Genomic DNA, 18823 nt, shown 5'->3' with positions numbered 1-18823 from the left:
GCCATGAGCGATTCGCACCGCAAAGGCATGCAAACGCGCCGCGCCGTCCTCGGCGAGGCGCATGTCGACAGGGCCGAGGCGACGAAGACCGCCTTCACGGCCGATTTCCAGGATCTCATCACCCGCTATGCCTGGGGCGAGATCTGGACGCGTCCGGGCCTGAACCGTCGCATGCGCTCGGCCATGGTGCTGACGGCCCTCATCGCCCTCGGGCACTGGAACGAGTTCGCCTTGCATGTGCGAGCCGCGCGCACCAACGGCCTCAGCGAGGACGAGATCAAGGAAGTGATTCTGCAGGCGGCGATCTATTGCGGCGTCCCGGCGGCCAATCACGCCTTCAAGGTCGCGTCGCAGACGCTTGAGCAGCTTCGAGGCGAGGGAGGGCCGCGCGAGAGCTGAATTCGCCTATGGCTCAATGGCAACACAAGCTTGTGAACGGGCGCGGTGGCCTTCCTGGCAATTGACCTCGCCAGGGGCCGGGCGTTAGCACCTTTAACGCTTTCTTCAAGGGTGGGGACGATCCATGCGCGGTTTCGGTCTGGTGGCTCTGGGCACCATGACGCTGGCAAGCCAAATCGCCGCCGCCCCTGCCCTGGCGGCCGACCTGCCGGAATACGCCGAGCCTCCCGCCCCGATCACCACGCCCGCCCCGGTCTCCGAATGGGAAGGCTTCTATAGAGGCCTGCACTTCGGCTGGTCGGCCGACGACCTCGAAGGCCAGAGCGGCGGCGTTCCCTACTCGATGAGCGACGACGGCGGCTTCGCCGGCGGCGGCCTCGGCGGCTACAACTGGCTCTTCGGCAACGTCATGCTGGGCCTTGAGGGCGATGTCGTCATTCACGAGACCAAGACGACGAACGCCGCCGCCAATATCGGCACCGACTTCATCTGGGACGCCGGCGCCTATGCACGCCTTGGCTATGTCTGGGGCCGCTTCATGCCCTTTGTCACGGCCGGCGCGCGCATGGCCGAGATCCATGCCCACACCCTCGCGCCGACCCTCATCCAGGGCGACGTCGTGCGCCATTACGGCTGGTCCCTCGGCGCCGGCCTGGAAGTTGCCGTCTTCTATCCTTTCCGCTTGCGAGCCGAGTATCTTTACACGAACTATTCGCAGGAGACCTATCGCTACGCCGGCACCACGACGAGCGTCGATCCTGAGACGCACCAGTTGCGCGGCGCCATCGTCTTCGCCCTCGGCGACGGTTTTGAGGAGTATCCGCAGACCTTCCTCACCGCGCCGGGCAACAGCTGGTCCGGCTTCTATGGCGGACTTTCCGCCGGGGCGGCCTTCCTCAGCGACGACACCACACTCGCGGGCCTGGGCGCCGGCACCGCCGACGGCACCAGCCTTGGCGGCGGCATGTTCCTCGGCGCCAGCGCCGAATGGGGCAGACTGGTCGGCGGCATCGATATGGACCTTTCCCTGCGCGGCGGCGAGCAGAGCGTCACCATCGCCGGCACGATCATCGACAAGGAGCCGATGTGGGATGCGCATGTGCGCGCCCGTCTGGGCTACGACGCCGGCCACTTTCTGCCTTTCGTCGCCGGCGGCTTTGCCATCACCCAGGTGCATTTCACCCAGGCCGGCACCACCGCCATCAATGTCGAGCCGGCGCGTGGCTGGACCATCGGCGGCGGCGTGGACGTCGCCGTGACCGATCGCATCTTCGCTCGCCTGGAATACCTGCACGACGAGTATCAGGACGTGGCCAACGCGCTGCCGGCCGGCGCCACCTCCTTCGAGCCCTCCGTGGATACCGTGCGCGCCGGCATCGCCGTTCGCCTGCCCTGATCTGCTGGCCCTGATCTGCTTTCCCTCATCCGGCCGGCCTTATCCGGCCGGCTTGATGACATCGGCGATTTCTTTCTCCGCATTGGCCCTGGCCGCGCGATATCCGCAATCAGCACCGGCACCTCCGCCGATCGGATGTATTGTGCGCCCGAAACCCTCTTGCTAAAGGACTGAGGTCCTTCGATGATCGTCCATTGGGAGAGTTGGGCGTTCATCCAACATCCACATAACGCCTTCAGGCGCAGGGGGGAGCTGGTCAACGGACGATGGAGTACTTCGTTCAGCAGCTGATCAACGGGGTAACGCTCGGTTCGATCTACGGCCTCATCGCCATCGGCTACACGATGGTTTACGGCATCATCGGCATGATCAATTTCGCCCATGGAGACATCTTCATGGTCGGCGCTTTCATCGCCCTCACCGTCTTTTTGATCATGCTGGCCATCGGCGTGACGGCGCTGCCGCTGATCCTCCTCATTGTCCTCATCGTCGCTATGCTGTTCACCTCCGTCTGGGGGTGGGCCGTGGAGCGCATCGCCTACCGGCCGCTGCGCGGCTCCTTCCGGCTGGCGCCGCTGATCACCGCCATCGGCATGTCGATCGCGCTGCAGAATTTCGTCCAGCTCACCCAGGGCGCGCGGGTGAAGCCGTTGCCGCCGCAGATCCAGGGCGGCGTCACATTGATGCAGGGCGATGCCGAGACCGGCGCCATCGTCGTGCAGCTCTCCTACATGCAGATCATCATCATCGTGACGACGGTGGTGCTGATGACGGCCTTCTCGCTCTTGATCGCCAAGACCGAGCTCGGCCGGGCGCAGCGCGCCTGCGAGCAGGACCCCAAGATGGCCTCCCTGCTGGGCGTCAATGTCGACCGCACCATCTCGCTGACCTTCGTCATGGGCGCCGCGCTCGCCGCCGTCGCCGGTGTCATGTTCCTGCTCTATTACGGCGTCATCGACTTCTACATCGGCTTCCTCGCCGGCGTGAAAGCCTTCACCGCCGCCGTTCTCGGCGGCATCGGCTCCCTGCCCGGCGCCATGCTCGGCGGCCTTGCCATCGGCCTTATCGAGACCTTCTGGTCCGGCTATTTCAGCGTCGAGTATAAGGACGTCGCCGCCTTTTCGATCCTGGCGATCACCCTAATCTTCCTGCCGTCCGGGCTGCTTGGCAAACCGGAAGTCGAGAAGGTCTGAGATGGCCGACATCGACAAGGTAGGCAGCGCTGAGGAACACCAGGCGCCCGGCGCCTTGGTCGAATGGGAACAGCGCGTTGCGGGCTATCAGGGCGAGCCTCCCTTCGTGCAAGAGCCGGAGCGCGATTCCGCCATCGTCGCGGCTCTGAAGGACGCCGCCATCGCCGCCGGCATCGCCGCCGCCCTCTTCCTCTTCTTCATCGGCTTTCGCACCGACATCGATTTCGGCGGCCTTGAGCTGACGACGCGCTGGCAGGCTTTCGCCATCTCCGTCATCGCCGTCTTCTTCGGGCGGCTTCTCTTCCGCGTCCTCTTCTGGGGGCCGCGCCAGCGCGGTGGCCGCTCGCTTGCCGCGCGCGCCATGGCCAGCCGCGCCGGCACGCCGCTATCGGAGCGGTTCTCGCGCCATTCCGGTCTCTTCGGCAGCTTCGCGCTCGCCGCCGCCGTGCTCTACCCGGTGATCATCCTTCTCGCCTTTCCGCTGAAGGACAAGCAGTTCATCGACCTCGGCATCCTGGTGCTGACCTACATCATGCTCGGCTGGGGACTGAACATCGTCGTCGGTCTCGCCGGCCTGCTCGACCTCGGCTATGTCGCCTTCTATGCCGTGGGCGCCTATTCCTTCGCTCTCTTCGCCCAGTATTTCGAGGTCGGCTTCTGGTTCGCCCTGCCGGTCGCCGGGCTTCTGGCCGCCTTCTGGGGCATCATTCTCGGTTTTCCGGTCCTGCGGTTGAGGGGCGATTATCTGGCCATCGTCACCCTCGCCTTCGGCGAGATCATTCGTGTGGTGCTTCTTAACTGGTATACCTTCACGGGCGGGCCCGACGGCATTTCCGGCATTCCCGATCCGACCTTCTTCGGCCTGGAATTCGCCCGCGGCGACGACAACCTGCCCGGCCTCCTCGGCATCAAATACGATTCCGCCTACAAGCAGGCCTACTTCTTCTACATCATCCTGGCGCTGGCGATGGTCACCAACTTCGTCACCATGCGCCTGAGGCGCCTGCCGCTCGGCCGCGCCTGGGAAGCCCTGCGCGAGGACGAGATCGCCTGCCGCTCGCTCGGCATCAACACCGTCAACACCAAGCTCACAGCCTTCGCCATCGGCGCCATGTTCGGCGGCTTCGCCGGCTCCTTCTTCGCCACCCGGCAGGGCTTCATCTCGCCGGAGAGTTTCACCTTCATCGAATCGGCGCTGATCCTCGCCATCGTCGTTCTCGGCGGCCTCGGCTCACAGGTCGGCGTGGTCATCGCCTCCATCGTCATGATCGGCGGTTTCGAGCTGTTCCGCGACCTTGCCGAATACCGCATGCTCATCTTCGGCCTTTTGATGGTGATCATCATGGTCTGGCGCCCGCGCGGCCTCATCGCCACGCGCGATCCCTCCGCCGTCCTCAAAGAGCGAAAATCGATCTCGGCCGATATGGTCGCCCAGGGCGAGGGCCACTGATGGCGGCCGAAACGCTCACCGCCGCCGAGCCCGCAGCGCCGCATGGCTGGGACCTCGACCCGGTGCTGACGGTCGAGCATCTGACCATGCGCTTCGGCGGCCTGGTCGCCGTCGACGACCTCTCCTTCAACGTTGGGCGCGGCGACATCACCGCGCTGATCGGCCCCAACGGCGCCGGCAAGACCACCGTCTTCAACTGCGTCACCGGCTTCTACAAGCCGACGGAGGGGCGCATCATCATGCGCCACGGCAAGAGTGCCAGCGAGGATGCCATCCGCCGTCTCACCGAGACCGGCGAGCCTTGGAGCGAGAGCGAGGACGGCGCCATCTTTCTCCTGGAGCGCATGCCCGACTTCCGCATCTGCAAAGATGCAAGGGTCGCGCGCACCTTCCAGAACATCCGCCTGTTCGGCGGCATGACGGTGCTGGAGAACCTTCTCGTCGCCCAGCACAACGTCCTGATGGCCGCCTCCAACTTCACCATCGGCGGCATTTTGAACCTCCCCGGCTTCCGCGCCGCCCGCCAGGCTGCCATCGACAAGGCCGTCTATTGGCTGGAGCATACCCGTCTTCTGGAGCGCGCCGACGTGCCGGCCGCTGGCCTTCCCTACGGCGCCCAGCGGCGCCTGGAGATTGCCCGCGCCATGTGCACCGAGCCGCATCTTCTGTGCCTCGACGAGCCGGCGGCGGGGCTCAATCCGCGCGAGACGAGCGAGCTCAACGAGCTGTTGGAGTATATCCGCGGCGAGCACGGCACCTCCGTGCTGCTGATCGAGCACGACATGGGCGTCGTCATGGAGATTTCCGACCACGTCGTGGTGCTGGATTACGGCGAGAAGATCTCCGACGGCTCGGCCGAGCATGTGCGCAACGATCCCTCCGTCATCGCCGCCTATCTCGGCGTGGAGGACGAGGAGGTGGAGGCCGCCGAGGCGGCCGCGCGCGCCGCGGCATCGGCGGCGGCCGCGAAAGGGCGGGCCGAGAATGGGCCGGCCGAGAATGGGAAGGACACGCCATGAGCGGACCGGTCCCGCTCCTCTACACGCGCGGCGTGGAGACCTATTATGGCAACATCATCGCTCTGCGCGGCGTCGACATCGCCGTCTTTGAGGGCGAGATCGTCACGCTGATCGGTGCCAACGGCGCCGGCAAATCGACGCTGATGATGACCATCTGCGGCAATCCGCAGGCCCGCACCGGTCAGATCGTCTTTGACGGCGAGGACATCACCCATCTGCCCACGCACGACATCATGTCCCGCTCCATCGCCCAATCGCCCGAAGGGCGGCGCATCTTCCCGCGCATGACGGTGATGGAGAACCTGCAGATGGGTGCCATGATCTCCAAGAACGGCACCTTCGAGGAGGATCTCAACCGGGTTTTCGACCTCTTCCCACGCCTGAAGGAGCGCCAGCATCAGCGCGGCGGCACGCTGTCGGGCGGCGAGCAGCAGATGCTGGCCATCGCCCGCGCGTTGATGAGCCGGCCGCGGCTTCTCCTCCTCGACGAGCCCTCGCTCGGCCTCGCGCCCATGGTGGTGAAGCAGATTTTCCAGGTCATTCACGAGCTCAACCGCAGCGAAGGGCTCACCGTCTTCCTCGTCGAGCAGAATGCCTTCCATGCGCTTCGCCTCGCCCATCGCGGCTACGTCATGGTCAACGGCAAGATCACCATGACCGGCACGGGCGCCGAGCTTCTGGCGCGGCCGGAGGTACGGGCGGCTTACCTGGAAGGTGGCCGCCAGGAGGCCGCGCAATGAACCTTATCTGGGAAGTCTCCTGGGCTGAGTTCCTCTTCGTCACCGTCATCCTGGCCGGCTCGGCCGCGGTCATGACCGGCCGCGCCGTCGCCGTCACCTGGGGCTCCTGGCTGACGCTGGCGATCTACATCGCCCTTCTCTGCCTGGCGACGCGCTTCATTCACTACGCGCTCTTCGGCGGGACTTTCCTTTTGCCGCCTTCCGACTTTCCGGTCGCGATCTACTACTACTTCATCGACTTTGTGGTGCTGATGATCATTGCCGGAACGGCCCGGCAGATGACGCGCGCCCGGCAGATGGGCGAGCAATACTCGTTTCTATACGATCGCAGCGGCCCCTTCGGCTGGAGGCGCAAGGCTTAAGATTTGTGATCTTCCGTTTTCGGCAAAAGGCATACCATTTGCCGCAAAGATCGGCTTAGATGATCTCAGATTGGGGGAAACCTCGATAACCCGCCGGCGCCGCGGGTAACCAAAGGTGGCGCCGATCAAGACAAAAGGGAGAGTCCGTTGAAGAAAGCATTGTTGGCAGGTGTAGCGCTCAGCTTCGCCATGACCGGTGCGGCATGGGCGGATATTACCATCGCGACGACCGGACCGATGACCGGTCAGTACGCCTCCTTCGGCGAGCAGATGAGAACGGGCGCCGAACAGGCCGTCGCCGACATTAATGAGGCCGGCGGCGTCCTTGGCGAGCAGCTCGTCCTGGAAATCGGCGATGATGCTTGCGATCCCAAGCAGGCCGTGGCCGTCGCCAACCAGATGGCCGGCAAGGGCGTCGTCTTCATGGCGGGCCATTTCTGCTCCGGCTCTTCCATCCCGGCCTCGGCGGTCTATGCGGAGGAGGGCATCGTCCAGATCTCGCCCGCCTCCACCAACCCGAAGTTCACCGACGAGCGCCCGAACCCGGATGGCGGCACCTATCGCGTCTGCGGCCGTGACGATCAGCAAGGACAGGTCGCGGGCCAGTTCATCGCCGAGAACTTCCCGGATACCAAGGTCGCCATCGTCCACGACAAGACAGCCTACGGTAAGGGGCTTGCCGACGAGACCATGAAGGCGATGGAAGAGGCCGGCAAGAACGCCGACCTTTACGAGGCCTACACCGCCGGCGAGAAGGACTACACCGCGCTCGTCTCCAAGCTGAAGCAGGAGGGCATCGGGGTTCTCTATGTCGGCGGCTATCATACCGAGGCCGGCCTGATGGCCCGTCAGATGAAGGATCAGGGCATGGATGTGCAGCTGATCTCCGGCGACGCCCTCGTCACCGACGAGTATTGGGCGATCACCGGCGATGCCGGTGAAGGCACGCTGATGACCTTCTCGCCCGATCCGCGCAAGAGCGAGAAAGCCGCCCCGGTGGTGAAGAAGCTGGAGGACGCCGGCAAGACCACGGAAGGCTACGTGCTCTACACCTACGCCGCCATCCAGGCCTGGGCGCAGGCGGCCGAGGCCGCCGGCTCCACCGACTATGACGCCATCAACGAGGCGCTCAACACCGGAACCTTCGACACGGTGCTGGGCGAGCTGTCCTTCGACGACAAGGGTGACGTCTCGCTGCCGGGCTACGTCTTCTACGAATGGGAAGACGGCAGCTACGACTACCTCAACGCCGAGACCAACTGACGGCGGAAGGCCTCCCGCCTTCGACAAGCACAAGGGCCCCGGCGGTTTTCCGCCGGGGCTTTTCATTTCGCCTTCCTGCGGCTTTGATCGCCTAATGCCCGAAGACCCCTTGCCGCGTGGCCTCATGATCGGCCACGCCGACGATCCCCGCCTGAAATCCGGCGTCACCGTCATCCTCCCCGAGGCACCGGCGGTGATGAGCGCCCACATCGCCGGCGGCGCGCCGGGCGGGCGCGAGCTCGGCCTCGCCGAGCCGCAGGCGAGCGTCGGCGCCGTCAACGCCGTCGTCCTTGCCGGCGGCTCCGCCTTCGGTCTGTCGGCGGCCGACGGCGTTATGTCTTTCCTGGCCGAGCGCGGCCGAGGCTTCGCCGTCGCCGGCTTCCGCGTGCCGATCGTGCCGGCGGCGATCCTCTTCGATCTCGCCAATGGCGGCGACAAGGCCTTCCTGCCCGCCCCGGGACGCAAAGCACCGCCAAACCCCTACCCCGCGCTTGCCTATGAAGCCTGCGAGAGCGCCGCGCCGGCGACCGGTCTCGGCACGCTCGGCGCCGGCGCCGGCGCCACCACCGCCAATCTCAAGGGCGGCTTCGGCTTCGCCTCCGAGCCTCTTGCCGGCGGCGGCATCCTCGCCGCCTTCGTCGCCGTCAACGCCGTCGGCGCCGTCACCCTCGGCGCGGGCCCGCACTTCCGCGCCGCGCCTTTTGAGCGGGATGGCGAGTTCGGCGGGCTCGGCTTTCCCGCCATGATCCCGCCCGATGCGGCAAGGGCCTTGACCAAGCTCGACCCCGCCCCCGGCGCCAACACCACCATCGCCGTCATCGCCACGGACCTCGCCCTCACCAAGGCGGAGGCCAAGCGCCTTGCCATCGTCGCTCATGACGGTCTCGCCCTTGCCATCTGGCCCGCCCACACGCCCTATGACGGCGACACGATCTTCACGCTCGCGACCGGCGAGGTGGCCGTTCGTGCGGGTGCCGACCGCCTGGCGATGATGACGGAGTTGTCGGCCGCCGCCGTGCGCGCCCTTGCCCGCGCCGTGGCGCGCGGGGTCTATGCCGCAAGCCCCGCCAAGGGCGATGCGTTACCCACTTGGAAGTGTCGTTTCGCCAAAGCTTGAGAGAAGGCGCCACCAAAAAAAAGGCTCCAGCAGGCGCCAGGGAGGAAGGATGATCCAAAGGCCGCACGACATCGAGCTCGACCCCGGGGAGATCCGCATCTTGCGCATCATGCAGCGCGACGCCTCGCTCTCCGTCGCCGAGATCGCCCGCGAGGCCGGTATGAGCCAGACCCCGGCCTGGCGCCGCATCAAGCGGCTGAAGGAGAGCGGCATCATCCGCGCCGTCGTGGCGCTGGTGGAGCGCGATGCCGTCGGCCTCGATTTCGTCTCCTACGCCTTCGTCAAGCTCGGCCTGCCGAGCCGGCAGAACATGGAGAGCTTCGACCGCCTGGTGAATGCCTGGCCGGAGGTGCTGGTCTGCGAGCGCGTTACCGGTGCCGTCGACTATCTCCTGAAGATCGTCACCACCGACATCCACGCCTATGACTGGTTCCTGCGCTCCAAGCTTCTGGACAACGAGCTCGTCACCGACGTGCAGTCGCGCATCGTCGTCGCCACGGTGAAGGATACGCCTGCCCTGCCGATAAGGGAGGCATGAGGGGGGAGCGGCTGTTGAAATCCCGCTCTCTCCGTCGTCATCAGAGCCCGCACCGGCAGCCGAGGTCCTTGCCCTGGAGCGGCCGACGAAACCGCGCCCTGTCTGTCGTCATAGCCGACTGCGGCCATAGCATTGCCGCCCCGCATAGCACAGAAAGCCGCGGTCCCTTCCGCATGCCTATACCGGCGAATTCGCGCCGCACGCCCCCCCGCATTGAACCCTTCGTGCCGGCCCACTAAACGGAAGGCGACTGAAGGAGCCTTCCCATATGATTCCGCGTTACGCTCGCCCCGAGATGGTGGCCATCTGGTCGCCTGAGGAAAAATTCCGCATCTGGTTTGAAATCGAGGCCCATGCCCTCACCGCCATGGCCGATCTTGGCATCGTGCCCAAGGAGGCGGCCGAGGTCGTCTGGGAAAAGGGCGGCGCGGCGACCTTCGACATTGCCCGCATCGACGAGATCGAACGCGAGGTGAAGCACGACGTCATCGCCTTCCTCACCCATCTTGCCGAGATCGTCGGGCCCGAGGCGCGCTTCGTCCATCAGGGCATGACCTCCTCCGATGTCCTCGACACCTGCCTGTCGGTGCAGCTCGCCCGCGCCAGCGACCTCCTCCTTGCCGATCTGGACCGCCTGCTCGCCGCCCTGAAGCGCCGGGCCCTGGAGCACAAGGTGACGCCGACCATCGGCCGCTCGCACGGCATCCACGCCGAGCCGACCACCTTCGGCCTGAAGCTCGCTTCCGCCTATGCCGAATTCGCCCGCGCCCGCGAGCGGCTCATCGCCGCCCGCGCCGAGATCGCCACCTGCGCCATCTCCGGCGCCGTCGGCACCTTCGCCAATATCGATCCGCGGGTGGAGGAGTACGTCGCCGAGAAGATGGGCCTGACGCCCGAGCCCGTCTCCACCCAGGTCATCCCGCGCGACCGGCACGCGGCCTATTTCGCCGCACTCGCCGTCATCGCCTCCTCGGTAGAGAGGCTGGCAACGGAGATCCGCCACCTGCAGCGCACCGAGGTCCTGGAGGCGGAGGAATATTTCTCGCCCGGCCAGAAGGGCTCCTCGGCGATGCCGCACAAGCGCAACCCGGTCCTGTCGGAGAACCTCACCGGCCTTGCCCGCATGGTGCGCGCCTATGCCCTGCCGGCGATGGAGAACGTCGCGCTTTGGCACGAGCGCGACATCTCCCATTCCTCCGTGGAGCGGATGATCGGCCCGGACGCCACGGTGACGCTCGATTTCGCCCTCGCCCGCCTTGCCGGCGTCGTGGACAAGCTCGTCGTCTACCCTGAGCGCATGCGCGAAAATCTCGACAGGCTGTCTGGCCTGCACAATTCGCAGCGCGTCATGCTGGCCCTCACCCAGGCCGGCGCCTCTCGCGAGGACGCCTACGCCATGGTCCAGCGCCACGCCATGAAGACCTGGGAGCGCGGCGCCGACTTCCTCGCAGAGTTGAAGAGCGACCCGCAGGTGACGGAGATGATTCCGGTTTCGAAGCTGGAGGAGATGTTCGACCTCGACTATCACTTCAAGCATGTCGACACCGTTTTCGCCCGGGTCTTCGGCGAGAGCTGAGCCGCCGGCATGAAGGCGCGCGAAGCCGACATTCTCATCCATCCGGGCCTTTTCGGCGGCGGGCCGGGTCACTGGTACCGCCGCTGGGCGGCGAAGCTTCAGACCGCGGAGACGATCGAGCAGGATTTCTTCAATCCCGATCTCGCCGCCTGGACGGCGAACGTCATCGCCGCCGTGCGGCTGGCCAAGCGCCCCGTCGTGCTCATCGGCCATTCCGCCGGGGCGCTCACCCTCGTCCATGCCGCCCGCTATCTCGGCGACGGCGCCGTGCGTGCCGCCTTTCTCGTCGCCCCGCCGGATTTCTCGCAAGGTGCCGCGTCGCTGGCGGGGGCGGAGAATTTCCTCCCGGTGCCGGAGGATCCCCTGCCCTTCCCCTCGCTGCTCGTCGCCAGCCGCAGCGATCCTTATTGCGCCTTTGAGGTGGCGGAGGATTGGGGCCATGCCTGGGGCTCGCTCCTCATCGACGCCGGCGATGCCGGCCATATCAACGAGGAATCGGGCCACGGGCCCTGGCCGGAAGGACTGATGGTCTTCGCCCGGATGATGGCGCGGCTTTAGGTGTTCAGGCTTGGCCACGCGCCTTGTGCAGCGCCGCGGCGGCGCCGAAGCTGAGGCACGCCGCGTCGACTCCCGCGCAAACGAGATCGAAGCCCATGGCGTGGTAGCGCGGCCCGAAGGCGGCGTCGGCGGCGAAGATGGCGGCGACCTTGCCCGCCTTGCGGGCGGCCGCGGCGATGCTTGCGATTGCCTCCATCATCTCTTCCAACGCATGGTCGACCGTAATCCCCTCGCTCCAGGCGATGGAGAAGTCGGAGGGGCCGACGAAGAGCCCGTCGATGCCGTCAACGGCGGCGATCTCCTCGGCAAGACGCAGCGCCGCGCGCGTCTCGATCATGGCGAGCGACAAGGTGTCTTCGTTGGCTTGCCGCAGATAGGCACCGCCGCCGGCGCCGCCGGAGAGCTCCACCGCGCGTCCCGGTCCCCAGGAACGCTCGCCGAGCGGCGGAAACTTGGTCGCGGCGGCGAAGGCGCGGGCCTCATCAAGACTGTTGACCATCGGCGCGATGACGGCCGCCGCGCCCATGTCCAGCGCCCGGCTCGCCATATCGAAGCGCCCGACCGGCACCCGCACGATGGCCGGACCGCCGGCCAGCGCCACCCCGCCGATGCCGCGCAAGACGCTCTCGCTGGAATGGAAGCCATGCTGCATGTCGAGCGTCACGGCGTCGAAACCGACCCGCGCCAGCGTCTCCGCGATCAGCGGCTCGGGAAGAACCGACCAGGCGCTGACGAGCTTGTCGCCGGCCTTGAGCCGTTCAGCCAGGCTCGCGCTGCCCATGGCAGCGCGTTCCTAGCGACCGGCCTCGATCTGCTCGGCCGCCTCCACCAGAAGCCGGCGCATGGTCTGGCGAATCTCATCCTCCGAGACGGCGATGCCGGCCGCATCCAGGTCGCCCTTCACCTTGCGGAAGACGTCCTCGTCGCCCGGCTCGTCGAAATCGGCGCGCACCACCTCGCGCGCATAGGCTTCCGCCTCCTCGCCGCTCTTGCCGAGCTTGTCGGCAGCCCACTGGCCGAGCAGGCGGTTGCGCCGCGCCATCGACTTGAACTTCAGCTCCTCGTCGCGCGCGAACTTGTTCTCGTAGGCGTTCTCGCGATCGTCGAATGTGGTCATCGCCGCTCTTTCCCTCGCCGAAATAGGGCCCAAAATCACTGTTGTGTTAGCCGCACTCAGCCGCCTCTGCAATGCCGGTCGGCGCCGGACGAGAAGGTCGCCGGCTGCCCGGCGCCAACATGACGTTGTGCTTGTCCCCGCTTTCGGCTAGGTTCCGCCGCGCAATGGGCGGACCGCGTTGCAAATCCGAGACCCCGCCCGTACCTCTTCTCATCATGATCGTCAGATTGAACCCTATGAACCGTCGCCGCCGTATCTATGAAGGCAAGGCCAAGATCCTCTACGAAGGGCCTGAGCCTGGAACGCTCGTCCAGCACTTCAAGGACGACGCCACCGCCTTCAACAAGAAGAAACACCAGGTCGTCGACGGCAAGGGGGTGCTCAACAACCGCATCTCCGAATATATCTTCAACCATCTCAATGACATGGGCATTCCGACCCATTTCATTCGCCGGCTCAACATGCGCGAGCAGTTGATCCGCGAGGTGGAGATCATCCCGCTCGAGGTGGTGGTGCGCAACGTCGCCGCCGGCTCCTTGTCGGAGCGTCTCGGCATCGAGGAGGGCACGCCGCTGCCCCGCTCCATCATCGAGTTCTACTACAAGAACGACGAACTCGGCGATCCGATGGTCTCCGAGGAGCACATCACCGCTTTCGGCTGGGCCAACCCGCAGGAGATGGACGACATCATGTCGCTCGCGATTCGCGTGAACGACTTCTTGTCTGGCCTCTTCCTCGGCGTCGGCATCCGTCTTGTGGATTTCAAGATGGAATGCGGCCGGCTCTACGAGAACGACATGGTGCGTATCGTCGTCGCAGACGAGATTTCGCCCGATTCCTGCCGGCTGTGGGACATGACCTCCAACGAGAAGCTGGACAAGGACCGTTTCCGCCGCGATCTCGGCGGCCTTCTGGAAGCCTACCAGGAAGTGGCGCGGCGCCTTGGCATCCTCAATGCCAATGAGCGCGTCACCGGCACCGGCCCCGTCCTCGTCCAGTAGGCGTCCCGGCCGGCCATGACGGCCGGCAGCAGGCGCGGCGGAGCCTATGAATGTCGTCATGCCATGGCGCGACCATGGCATCCTTTCTTCGTCCTTCGCGCGACGCAGTGCCTCACGGCAGTAAGAATGGGCACGTCGCCGGTTGTCGTCATGCCATGGCTCGACCATGGCATCCATTCCTCGTCCCTTCCGGCAGAACAAACCCGAAGGCGGCGCGCGAGAGGCGCCGCTAGAGAATGGATTGCCGGGTCAGGCCCGGCAATGACGACAGAGAGGTCATGGGCCGGGCAGTGCTGCCGCCATCGGCCTCGCCCCGCGCCATCTGCGCAGGGACATGTTGATCGAGGCGCCTGCGGGCTCGCCCCGCCGCGCCTTTTTTGCTTAGTGGGCGGAACATCGCCGCCGGCCCGGAAGCGCCGGCCAGCCCTCCGGAGACACGACATGAAAGCCCGCATCTACGTCACCTTGAAGGAAGGCGTTCTCGACCCGCAGGGCCAGGCGATCGAAGGGGCGCTGGCCGCCCTCGGCTTTGCCGGCATCGGTTCGGTGCGCCAGGGCAAGGTCTTCGATATCGAGCTTGAAGAGACCGGCGAACCGGCCGCCGAGCGGCTGCAATCGATGTGTGAGACACTGCTCGCCAATACGGTGATTGAGGATTACCGCATCGAGATGGGATGATGGCGGCGCTCCTTGCGGAGTATCGGGCGCTGCTTGAGAGGCTACCGCCCCTTCTGGAGGAGCTGCAGCGCTGTACCCCGCATCCGCTCACCGAAAGGCGGCATTTTCCGGCCGCGCCGGGCGTCTACGTCATCTTTGAGGGTGCAAAGCCCCTCTATACCGGCCGCTCCAAGAATATCCGCCAGCGCATCGGCAACCATATCGCCGGCCGCGCCGAACAATCGGCCTTCGCCTTCCGCCTCGCCCGCGAGGCGACCGGCCATCTCAAAGCCAGCTACAAACCGCTTGGCTCGCGCAAGCATCTGATGGCGAACGAGGAATTCCGCGCCGCATTCGAACGAACGACGGCTCGCTTGCGTGCCATGTCGGGCCGATACGTCGTCATCGACGACCTCCTCTCCCAACACCTCTTCGAGGTCTATGCGGCGACGGCGTTGAAGACGCCCTACAACGACTTCGCCACCCATTAGGGCCGCACACTTAAGCTGACAGGCGCAGCGGCGCCACGGCAGCGACACGATGGGCTGGCAGGAGAGGCTCAGTCCCGCGCCGCGATGGTCCGATTCGCCAATAGACAGCCATGTCCTGCCTCAAGCCCTACGAGCCGCTGAACACGCTGAAGCCGATTGCCGAAGACGTCTGGATCGTCGACGGGCCCAAAATCTCGATGCGCTATGTCGTCGGCTCCCTGCCCTTCACCACGCGCATGACGGTGCTGCGGCTTTCCGACGGCGGCCTCGTTCTGCATTCGCCGACGCCGCTGACGGAGGAGCTCGCCGCCGCCGTCTCAGAGCTCGGCGAAATCCGCACCCTCCTGGCTCCCAACAAGCTGCATTATTGGTGGATCGGAGACTGGAAGGCGCGCTTTCCGGACGCCACCGCCTACGCCGCGCCGGGCGTTGCGGAAGCGGCGCGGCAGCGCTTTTCCGGCTTCGAGGCGGAAATCACCACCGCGCCTCTCGAATGGGGCAAGGAGATCGCCTGCCTGCCGCTCGTCGGCGGCTTCATGACGGAGCTGGAGCTTTTCCATCGCCCCTCCGCCACGCTCGTCCTCACCGACATGGTGGAGAATTTCCAGGCCGAGCGCATCACCTGCCCGCATCTGCGCCTCTTGATGCGCCTCGGCGGCGTCATGGACCCGGCGGGCTCCACGCCGCGCGATCTGCGCCTCACCTTCTTCGGCCGCCGCGGCGCCGCCGGCCATGCCGCGAAAGAAATGTTGGCATGGCGGCCGGAGCGGGTTCTTCTTGCCCATGGGCGATGCTATCTGGACGATGGAGAGGCTGAGCTTGCGCGCGCCCTCCGCTGGCTCCTCTGACCGGGCCCCGACCGGGACCCTCCCATTAGGAAATGCCGATGCACGCTGCCATCATCCAGTTTCCCGGCACCAATCGCGAGGCCGACATGTCCGCCGCGCTCCGCCTGGCCACCGGCCGCGACCCGCGGCTCGTCTGGCACGGCGAGACCAGCCTGCCGGCCGGCATCGACCTCATCATCCTGCCGGGCGGCTTCTCCTATGGCGACTACCTGCGCGCCGGCGCCATCGCCGCCCATTCGCCGGTGATGCGCGAGGTGGCGCGCCGTGCCGAGGCCGGCGTTCTCGTTCTGGGCGTCTGCAACGGCTTCCAGGCGCTGTGCGAGGCGGGGCTTCTGCCGGGCGCCCTGATGCGCAACGCCTCGCTCCGCTTCGTCTGCCGCGAGGTGAAGCTGGAGGTCGCCGCAACCGACACGCCCTTCACCCGGCTTTATCGCCGGGGCGAGGTCATCCGCTGCCCGGTCGCCCATGCCGACGGCAATTATTTCGCCGATGCCGCCACGCTCGATGCGCTGGAAGGCGAGGGCCGCGTCGTCTTCCGCTACGCCGAAGGGACCAATCCGAACGGCTCGCAGCGCGACATCGCCGGCATCTGCAATGTCCGCCGCAACGTGCTCGGCATGATGCCGCATCCGGAGGACTTCACCGAGGAGGCGCATGGCTGCCTCGACGGGCTGCGGCTCTTCAAGGGCCTTGCCGACGAGCTTTCCGAGAAGGCCGCTTGAGCCGAGCCTTCCCCGGCCAGCCGAGCCGTGGCGCCTTTCTCGGCGCTGCCGCGGCGGGCCTTCTTCTTGCCGGCTGCCTCGGCGGACCGAAGGATTATTTCAGCTACGCCGCCGCATCGGCCCCCTCCTCCGCCACCGCCGGCATCGCCGATGCCATGCGCCGATGCTGGTTTTCCGGCGAGCCAGCCTTTTCCGGCTATATCTACGCGCCCGAGCTGAACTCCTATTCCGGCCGCCCGCGCATCCTCCTCCTGCCCAAAGGCGCGCCCGGCGGCCTGCCGCAGCTCGTCGTTTCGGCCGAGGCGGCCGGGCGGGGTAGCGAAGTCAAACTCTTCGGCCCGCTTCTCGGCACATCCGAAGGCCCGCGTATCCGCGCCGATATCGCCCGCTGGGCTGCCGGCTCCAGCGCCTGCCAGGCATGAATCATTTTCTCGGCAATTGAGCCGAAGCGATTCGAACGTCAGGCAAAATCCCGCCGGCACCTACGCCACAGCAAACTGCCCCGCCGAAGGGCTCTCTCAGTCCCAGAAGGGGCGCCTGCCTTCGCGATAGGCATCGGCGCGCGACAGGCCGATATCCTTCAGTTGCGTATCGGTGAGTTCCAGCAGCGCCCGCCGCGTGCGCCGCCTCTGCGCCATCAGTGCCAGTCTGGCATGGAGCTTGGCGCCGAGAGCGGAACCCTGACGCGAAGCGAGACGGAGCCAGCTCGTGCTGCCTCGAATTGTATCAATTGCACCCATTTTCCGTCTCATTTAGCCAAAATCGTCACCCCAATACTTATGAATTGACACTCCAGCTGCGCGCAAGATATTCAATTGTCACCATGACAACTTGGCTGCCCGACCTTTCCGACGGCGCAGGTCCGCTTTATGCCCGCCTGGCGGACCGGATCGAGCGCGACATCGATGCCGGCATTCTTCCGCCCGGCGCCAAGCTTCCGCCTCAGCGCCATCTCGCTTTCGATATCGGCGTCACCATCGGCACGGTCAGCCGGGCCTATGCGCTGGCCCGCGAGCGCGGTCTTGTCTCCGGGGAAGTCGGCCGTGGCACGTATGTGAGAGCACGCCAGGCGCAGAGCCCGCCGCAGGAGCCGCCCGCCACGACCTTGCCAGCGTCGGCCGCGGCGCGCACCGTGCCGAACGATCACCTGCTCTACTTCGACATCACGGCTGCGCCGGAGATCGGCATCGGCCCGATCCTGGAACGTCTGACGGCGGAGATCTGCCGCGATAGCCCCAGCGACGTCGCCACCTATGTCTGCTCCACCCCACCGCGCTGGCTGGAAGCAGGGGCGCGCTGGCTTGCATGCGCCGGCTGGACGCCCCAGCATGAGGATGTCGTGCCCACGCTCGGCGCCCATGCCGCCGTCATGGCCGTCATCGCCGCCACCACCGCGCCGGGCGACCGCATCGCCTTCGAGCCCCTCACTACGCCTCCATCGCCCGCGGCGCGGCGCTATTCGGCCGCCGCCCGACCATCGTTGCCGCTGACGAGGAAGGCGCCCTGCCGGATGACTTCGAGCGGCTTTGCGCCCAGCAGCATCCCAAGCTCCTCTTCCTCATGCCGGCGATGCAGAACCCGACCGGCGTGGTGATGGGAAAGGCACGGCGCGCCGCGATCGCCGAGATTGCCCGCCGCCACCAGGTCTCTATCATCGAAGACGCCGTCTACGGTGTCCTTAGCATGCAGGACGCGCCGCCGATGGCCGCCATCGCGCCCGACCGGGTCTTCCGTATCGGCGGGTTGTCGAAATCCGTCGCCGCCGGCCTACGCGGCGGCTGGGTCGCCTGTCCGCCGGGCTTTGCCAGCCGCATCAATACCGCCCACAAGATGCTGACCGGCGGCATGCCCTTCCTCATGACGGAGCTTGTCGCCCGGCTGGTCGTCTCGGAAGCCGCCTTCGAGTTGATGGCGACGAGCCGCGCCGAGATCGCGCAGCGCGTCGCGCTGGCGCGGCAGGCTTTGGCCGGGCTTCACGTGCGCCTCAGCGACTTTTCGCCCTTCCTCTGGCTCACTTTGCCCGAGCCCTGGCTTTCCGGCACTTTCAAGGCTGCCGCCGCGGCCGCGAATATCCTCATCTGCGAGGAGGACGAGTTCAAGCCCGCGCGCTGCGACACCGCCTTCCATGGCGTTCGCCTCGGCTTTTCGTCCGTCCCCGACCGCCGGCGCGTCGGCGAGGGCTTCCTCACCTTGCGCCGCCTTCTCGATCAAGGCCCGGCGGGCTACGACAGCTACAACTGAGCTGCGGCCGGCTCGCGGGCCCGGCAGCGCTCCGGCAGGGGATTTTCTTCTCCCACCGGTATGTCGCGCGGCGATCTCGCGCTAAGACGCCGGGCAAGCGGCGCCCCGCCGCGCCGAGGCAGATTCAGGCAGAGA

21 protein-coding genes and 1 pseudogene are annotated in these 18823 nt (G+C 66.3%); 19 read left to right on the top strand and 3 right to left on the bottom strand.

What is annotated here, in order from left to right; genetic code table 11:
* The first annotated feature begins 3 nt into the window (after nt 1-3).
* The 12 genes from pcaC (at nt 4) to Q331_RS0104315 (ending at nt 11611) form a co-directional block, all read left to right on the top strand.
* Nucleotides 4-399, top strand: a complete 396-nt coding sequence (gene pcaC / locus Q331_RS0104370; protein WP_026379674.1) for a 4-carboxymuconolactone decarboxylase — start codon at nt 4-6, stop codon at nt 397-399.
* 124 nt (nt 400-523) lie between these two features.
* Nucleotides 524-1795, top strand: a complete 1272-nt coding sequence (locus Q331_RS0104365) for an outer membrane protein (RefSeq protein WP_026379673.1) — start codon at nt 524-526, stop codon at nt 1793-1795.
* A 266-nt stretch (nt 1796-2061) separates the two neighbouring features.
* Complete coding sequence (locus tag Q331_RS0104360) at nt 2062-2988, top strand: ABC transporter permease subunit (protein ID WP_026379672.1); 927 nt, start codon at nt 2062-2064, stop codon at nt 2986-2988.
* A gap of 1 nt (nt 2989) precedes the next feature.
* A complete protein-coding gene (livM, locus tag Q331_RS0104355; protein ID WP_210164904.1) occupies nt 2990-4438 on the top strand; it encodes a high-affinity branched-chain amino acid ABC transporter permease LivM in 1449 nt (482 codons plus the stop codon).
* Complete coding sequence (locus tag Q331_RS19930; RefSeq protein ID WP_051630533.1) at nt 4438-5457, top strand: ABC transporter ATP-binding protein; 1020 nt, start codon at nt 4438-4440, stop codon at nt 5455-5457. Before livM ends, Q331_RS19930 begins: the two co-directional genes overlap by 1 nt.
* Nucleotides 5454-6197, top strand: coding sequence for an ABC transporter ATP-binding protein (locus Q331_RS0104345; RefSeq protein WP_026379670.1), 744 nt, complete (start codon nt 5454-5456; stop codon nt 6195-6197). Before Q331_RS19930 ends, Q331_RS0104345 begins: the two co-directional genes overlap by 4 nt.
* Nucleotides 6194-6559, top strand: a complete 366-nt coding sequence (locus Q331_RS0104340) for a DUF6867 family protein (RefSeq protein WP_026379669.1) — start codon at nt 6194-6196, stop codon at nt 6557-6559. The genes Q331_RS0104345 and Q331_RS0104340 overlap by 4 nt, the downstream gene beginning before the upstream one ends.
* A 147-nt stretch (nt 6560-6706) precedes the next feature.
* Nucleotides 6707-7822, top strand: coding sequence for a branched-chain amino acid ABC transporter substrate-binding protein (locus Q331_RS0104335; protein ID WP_026379668.1), 1116 nt, complete (start codon nt 6707-6709; stop codon nt 7820-7822).
* Nucleotides 7823-7916: 94 nt separating this feature from the next.
* Nucleotides 7917-8939, top strand: coding sequence for a P1 family peptidase (locus Q331_RS0104330; RefSeq protein WP_026379667.1), 1023 nt, complete (start codon nt 7917-7919; stop codon nt 8937-8939).
* A gap of 49 nt (nt 8940-8988) precedes the next feature.
* On the top strand, nt 8989-9477 hold the full coding sequence (locus tag Q331_RS0104325) for an Lrp/AsnC family transcriptional regulator (RefSeq protein WP_026379666.1): 489 nt from the start codon (nt 8989-8991) through the stop codon (nt 9475-9477).
* Nucleotides 9478-9745: 268 nt separating this feature from the next.
* Nucleotides 9746-11053: an adenylosuccinate lyase gene (gene purB, locus Q331_RS0104320; RefSeq protein WP_026379665.1), complete on the top strand. Its 1308-nt coding sequence runs from the start codon at nt 9746-9748 to the stop codon at nt 11051-11053.
* A 9-nt stretch (nt 11054-11062) separates the two neighbouring features.
* Nucleotides 11063-11611, top strand: coding sequence for an RBBP9/YdeN family alpha/beta hydrolase (locus Q331_RS0104315; RefSeq protein WP_026379664.1), 549 nt, complete (start codon nt 11063-11065; stop codon nt 11609-11611).
* Nucleotides 11612-11615: 4 nt separating this feature from the next.
* On the opposite strand, the gene Q331_RS0104310 is transcribed toward Q331_RS0104315, so the two are convergent.
* Entirely contained in the window at nt 11616-12392 is a 777-nt protein-coding gene (locus Q331_RS0104310) for an HpcH/HpaI aldolase family protein (RefSeq protein WP_026379663.1), read from the bottom strand.
* A 12-nt stretch (nt 12393-12404) separates the two neighbouring features.
* Nucleotides 12405-12728, bottom strand: a complete 324-nt coding sequence (locus Q331_RS0104305) for a DUF1476 domain-containing protein (RefSeq protein ID WP_026379662.1) — start codon at nt 12726-12728, stop codon at nt 12405-12407.
* Nucleotides 12729-12964: 236 nt separating this feature from the next.
* Here Q331_RS0104305 and purC point away from each other — a divergent pair, with 236 nt between their 5' ends.
* From purC to Q331_RS19925, 6 genes are all read left to right on the top strand, one after another.
* Entirely contained in the window at nt 12965-13729 is a 765-nt protein-coding gene (purC, locus tag Q331_RS0104300) for a phosphoribosylaminoimidazolesuccinocarboxamide synthase (protein WP_026379661.1), read from the top strand.
* A gap of 441 nt (nt 13730-14170) precedes the next feature.
* On the top strand, nt 14171-14407 hold the full coding sequence (gene purS / locus Q331_RS0104295; protein ID WP_026379660.1) for a phosphoribosylformylglycinamidine synthase subunit PurS: 237 nt from the start codon (nt 14171-14173) through the stop codon (nt 14405-14407).
* Nucleotides 14407-14877 carry a GIY-YIG nuclease family protein gene (locus Q331_RS0104290; RefSeq protein ID WP_169738466.1) on the top strand — a complete coding sequence of 157 codons (471 nt, stop codon included), beginning with the start codon at nt 14407-14409 and terminating at the stop codon, nt 14875-14877. Before purS ends, Q331_RS0104290 begins: the two co-directional genes overlap by 1 nt.
* A 110-nt stretch (nt 14878-14987) precedes the next feature.
* Nucleotides 14988-15725, top strand: coding sequence for a DUF4336 domain-containing protein (locus Q331_RS0104285; protein ID WP_026379658.1), 738 nt, complete (start codon nt 14988-14990; stop codon nt 15723-15725).
* A 38-nt stretch (nt 15726-15763) separates the two neighbouring features.
* Complete coding sequence (gene purQ, locus Q331_RS0104280; RefSeq protein ID WP_026379657.1) at nt 15764-16447, top strand: phosphoribosylformylglycinamidine synthase subunit PurQ; 684 nt, start codon at nt 15764-15766, stop codon at nt 16445-16447.
* Nucleotides 16444-16869, top strand: coding sequence for a hypothetical protein (locus tag Q331_RS19925; RefSeq protein WP_034490967.1), 426 nt, complete (start codon nt 16444-16446; stop codon nt 16867-16869). The genes purQ and Q331_RS19925 overlap by 4 nt, the downstream gene beginning before the upstream one ends.
* Before the next feature lie 96 nt (nt 16870-16965).
* Here Q331_RS19925 and Q331_RS23380 read toward each other — a convergent pair whose 3' ends face one another.
* Nucleotides 16966-17187 (bottom strand): DUF1127 domain-containing protein, encoded by a 222-nt coding sequence (locus tag Q331_RS23380; protein WP_026379656.1) that lies wholly within the window; start codon nt 17185-17187, stop codon nt 16966-16968.
* A gap of 83 nt (nt 17188-17270) precedes the next feature.
* Between Q331_RS23380 and Q331_RS19920 the strand changes: the two are divergent.
* Nucleotides 17271-18688, top strand: a pseudogene (locus tag Q331_RS19920) (aminotransferase-like domain-containing protein).
* Nucleotides 18689-18823: the final 135 nt, after the last annotated feature.

It is taken from the genome of Afifella pfennigii DSM 17143 (assembly GCF_000688515.1).
Classification (GTDB): domain Bacteria; phylum Pseudomonadota; class Alphaproteobacteria; order Rhizobiales; family Afifellaceae; genus Afifella; species Afifella pfennigii.
The sequence above is the reverse complement of the archived record's forward strand: the minus strand, read 5'-3'. Positions and strand labels throughout refer to the sequence as shown.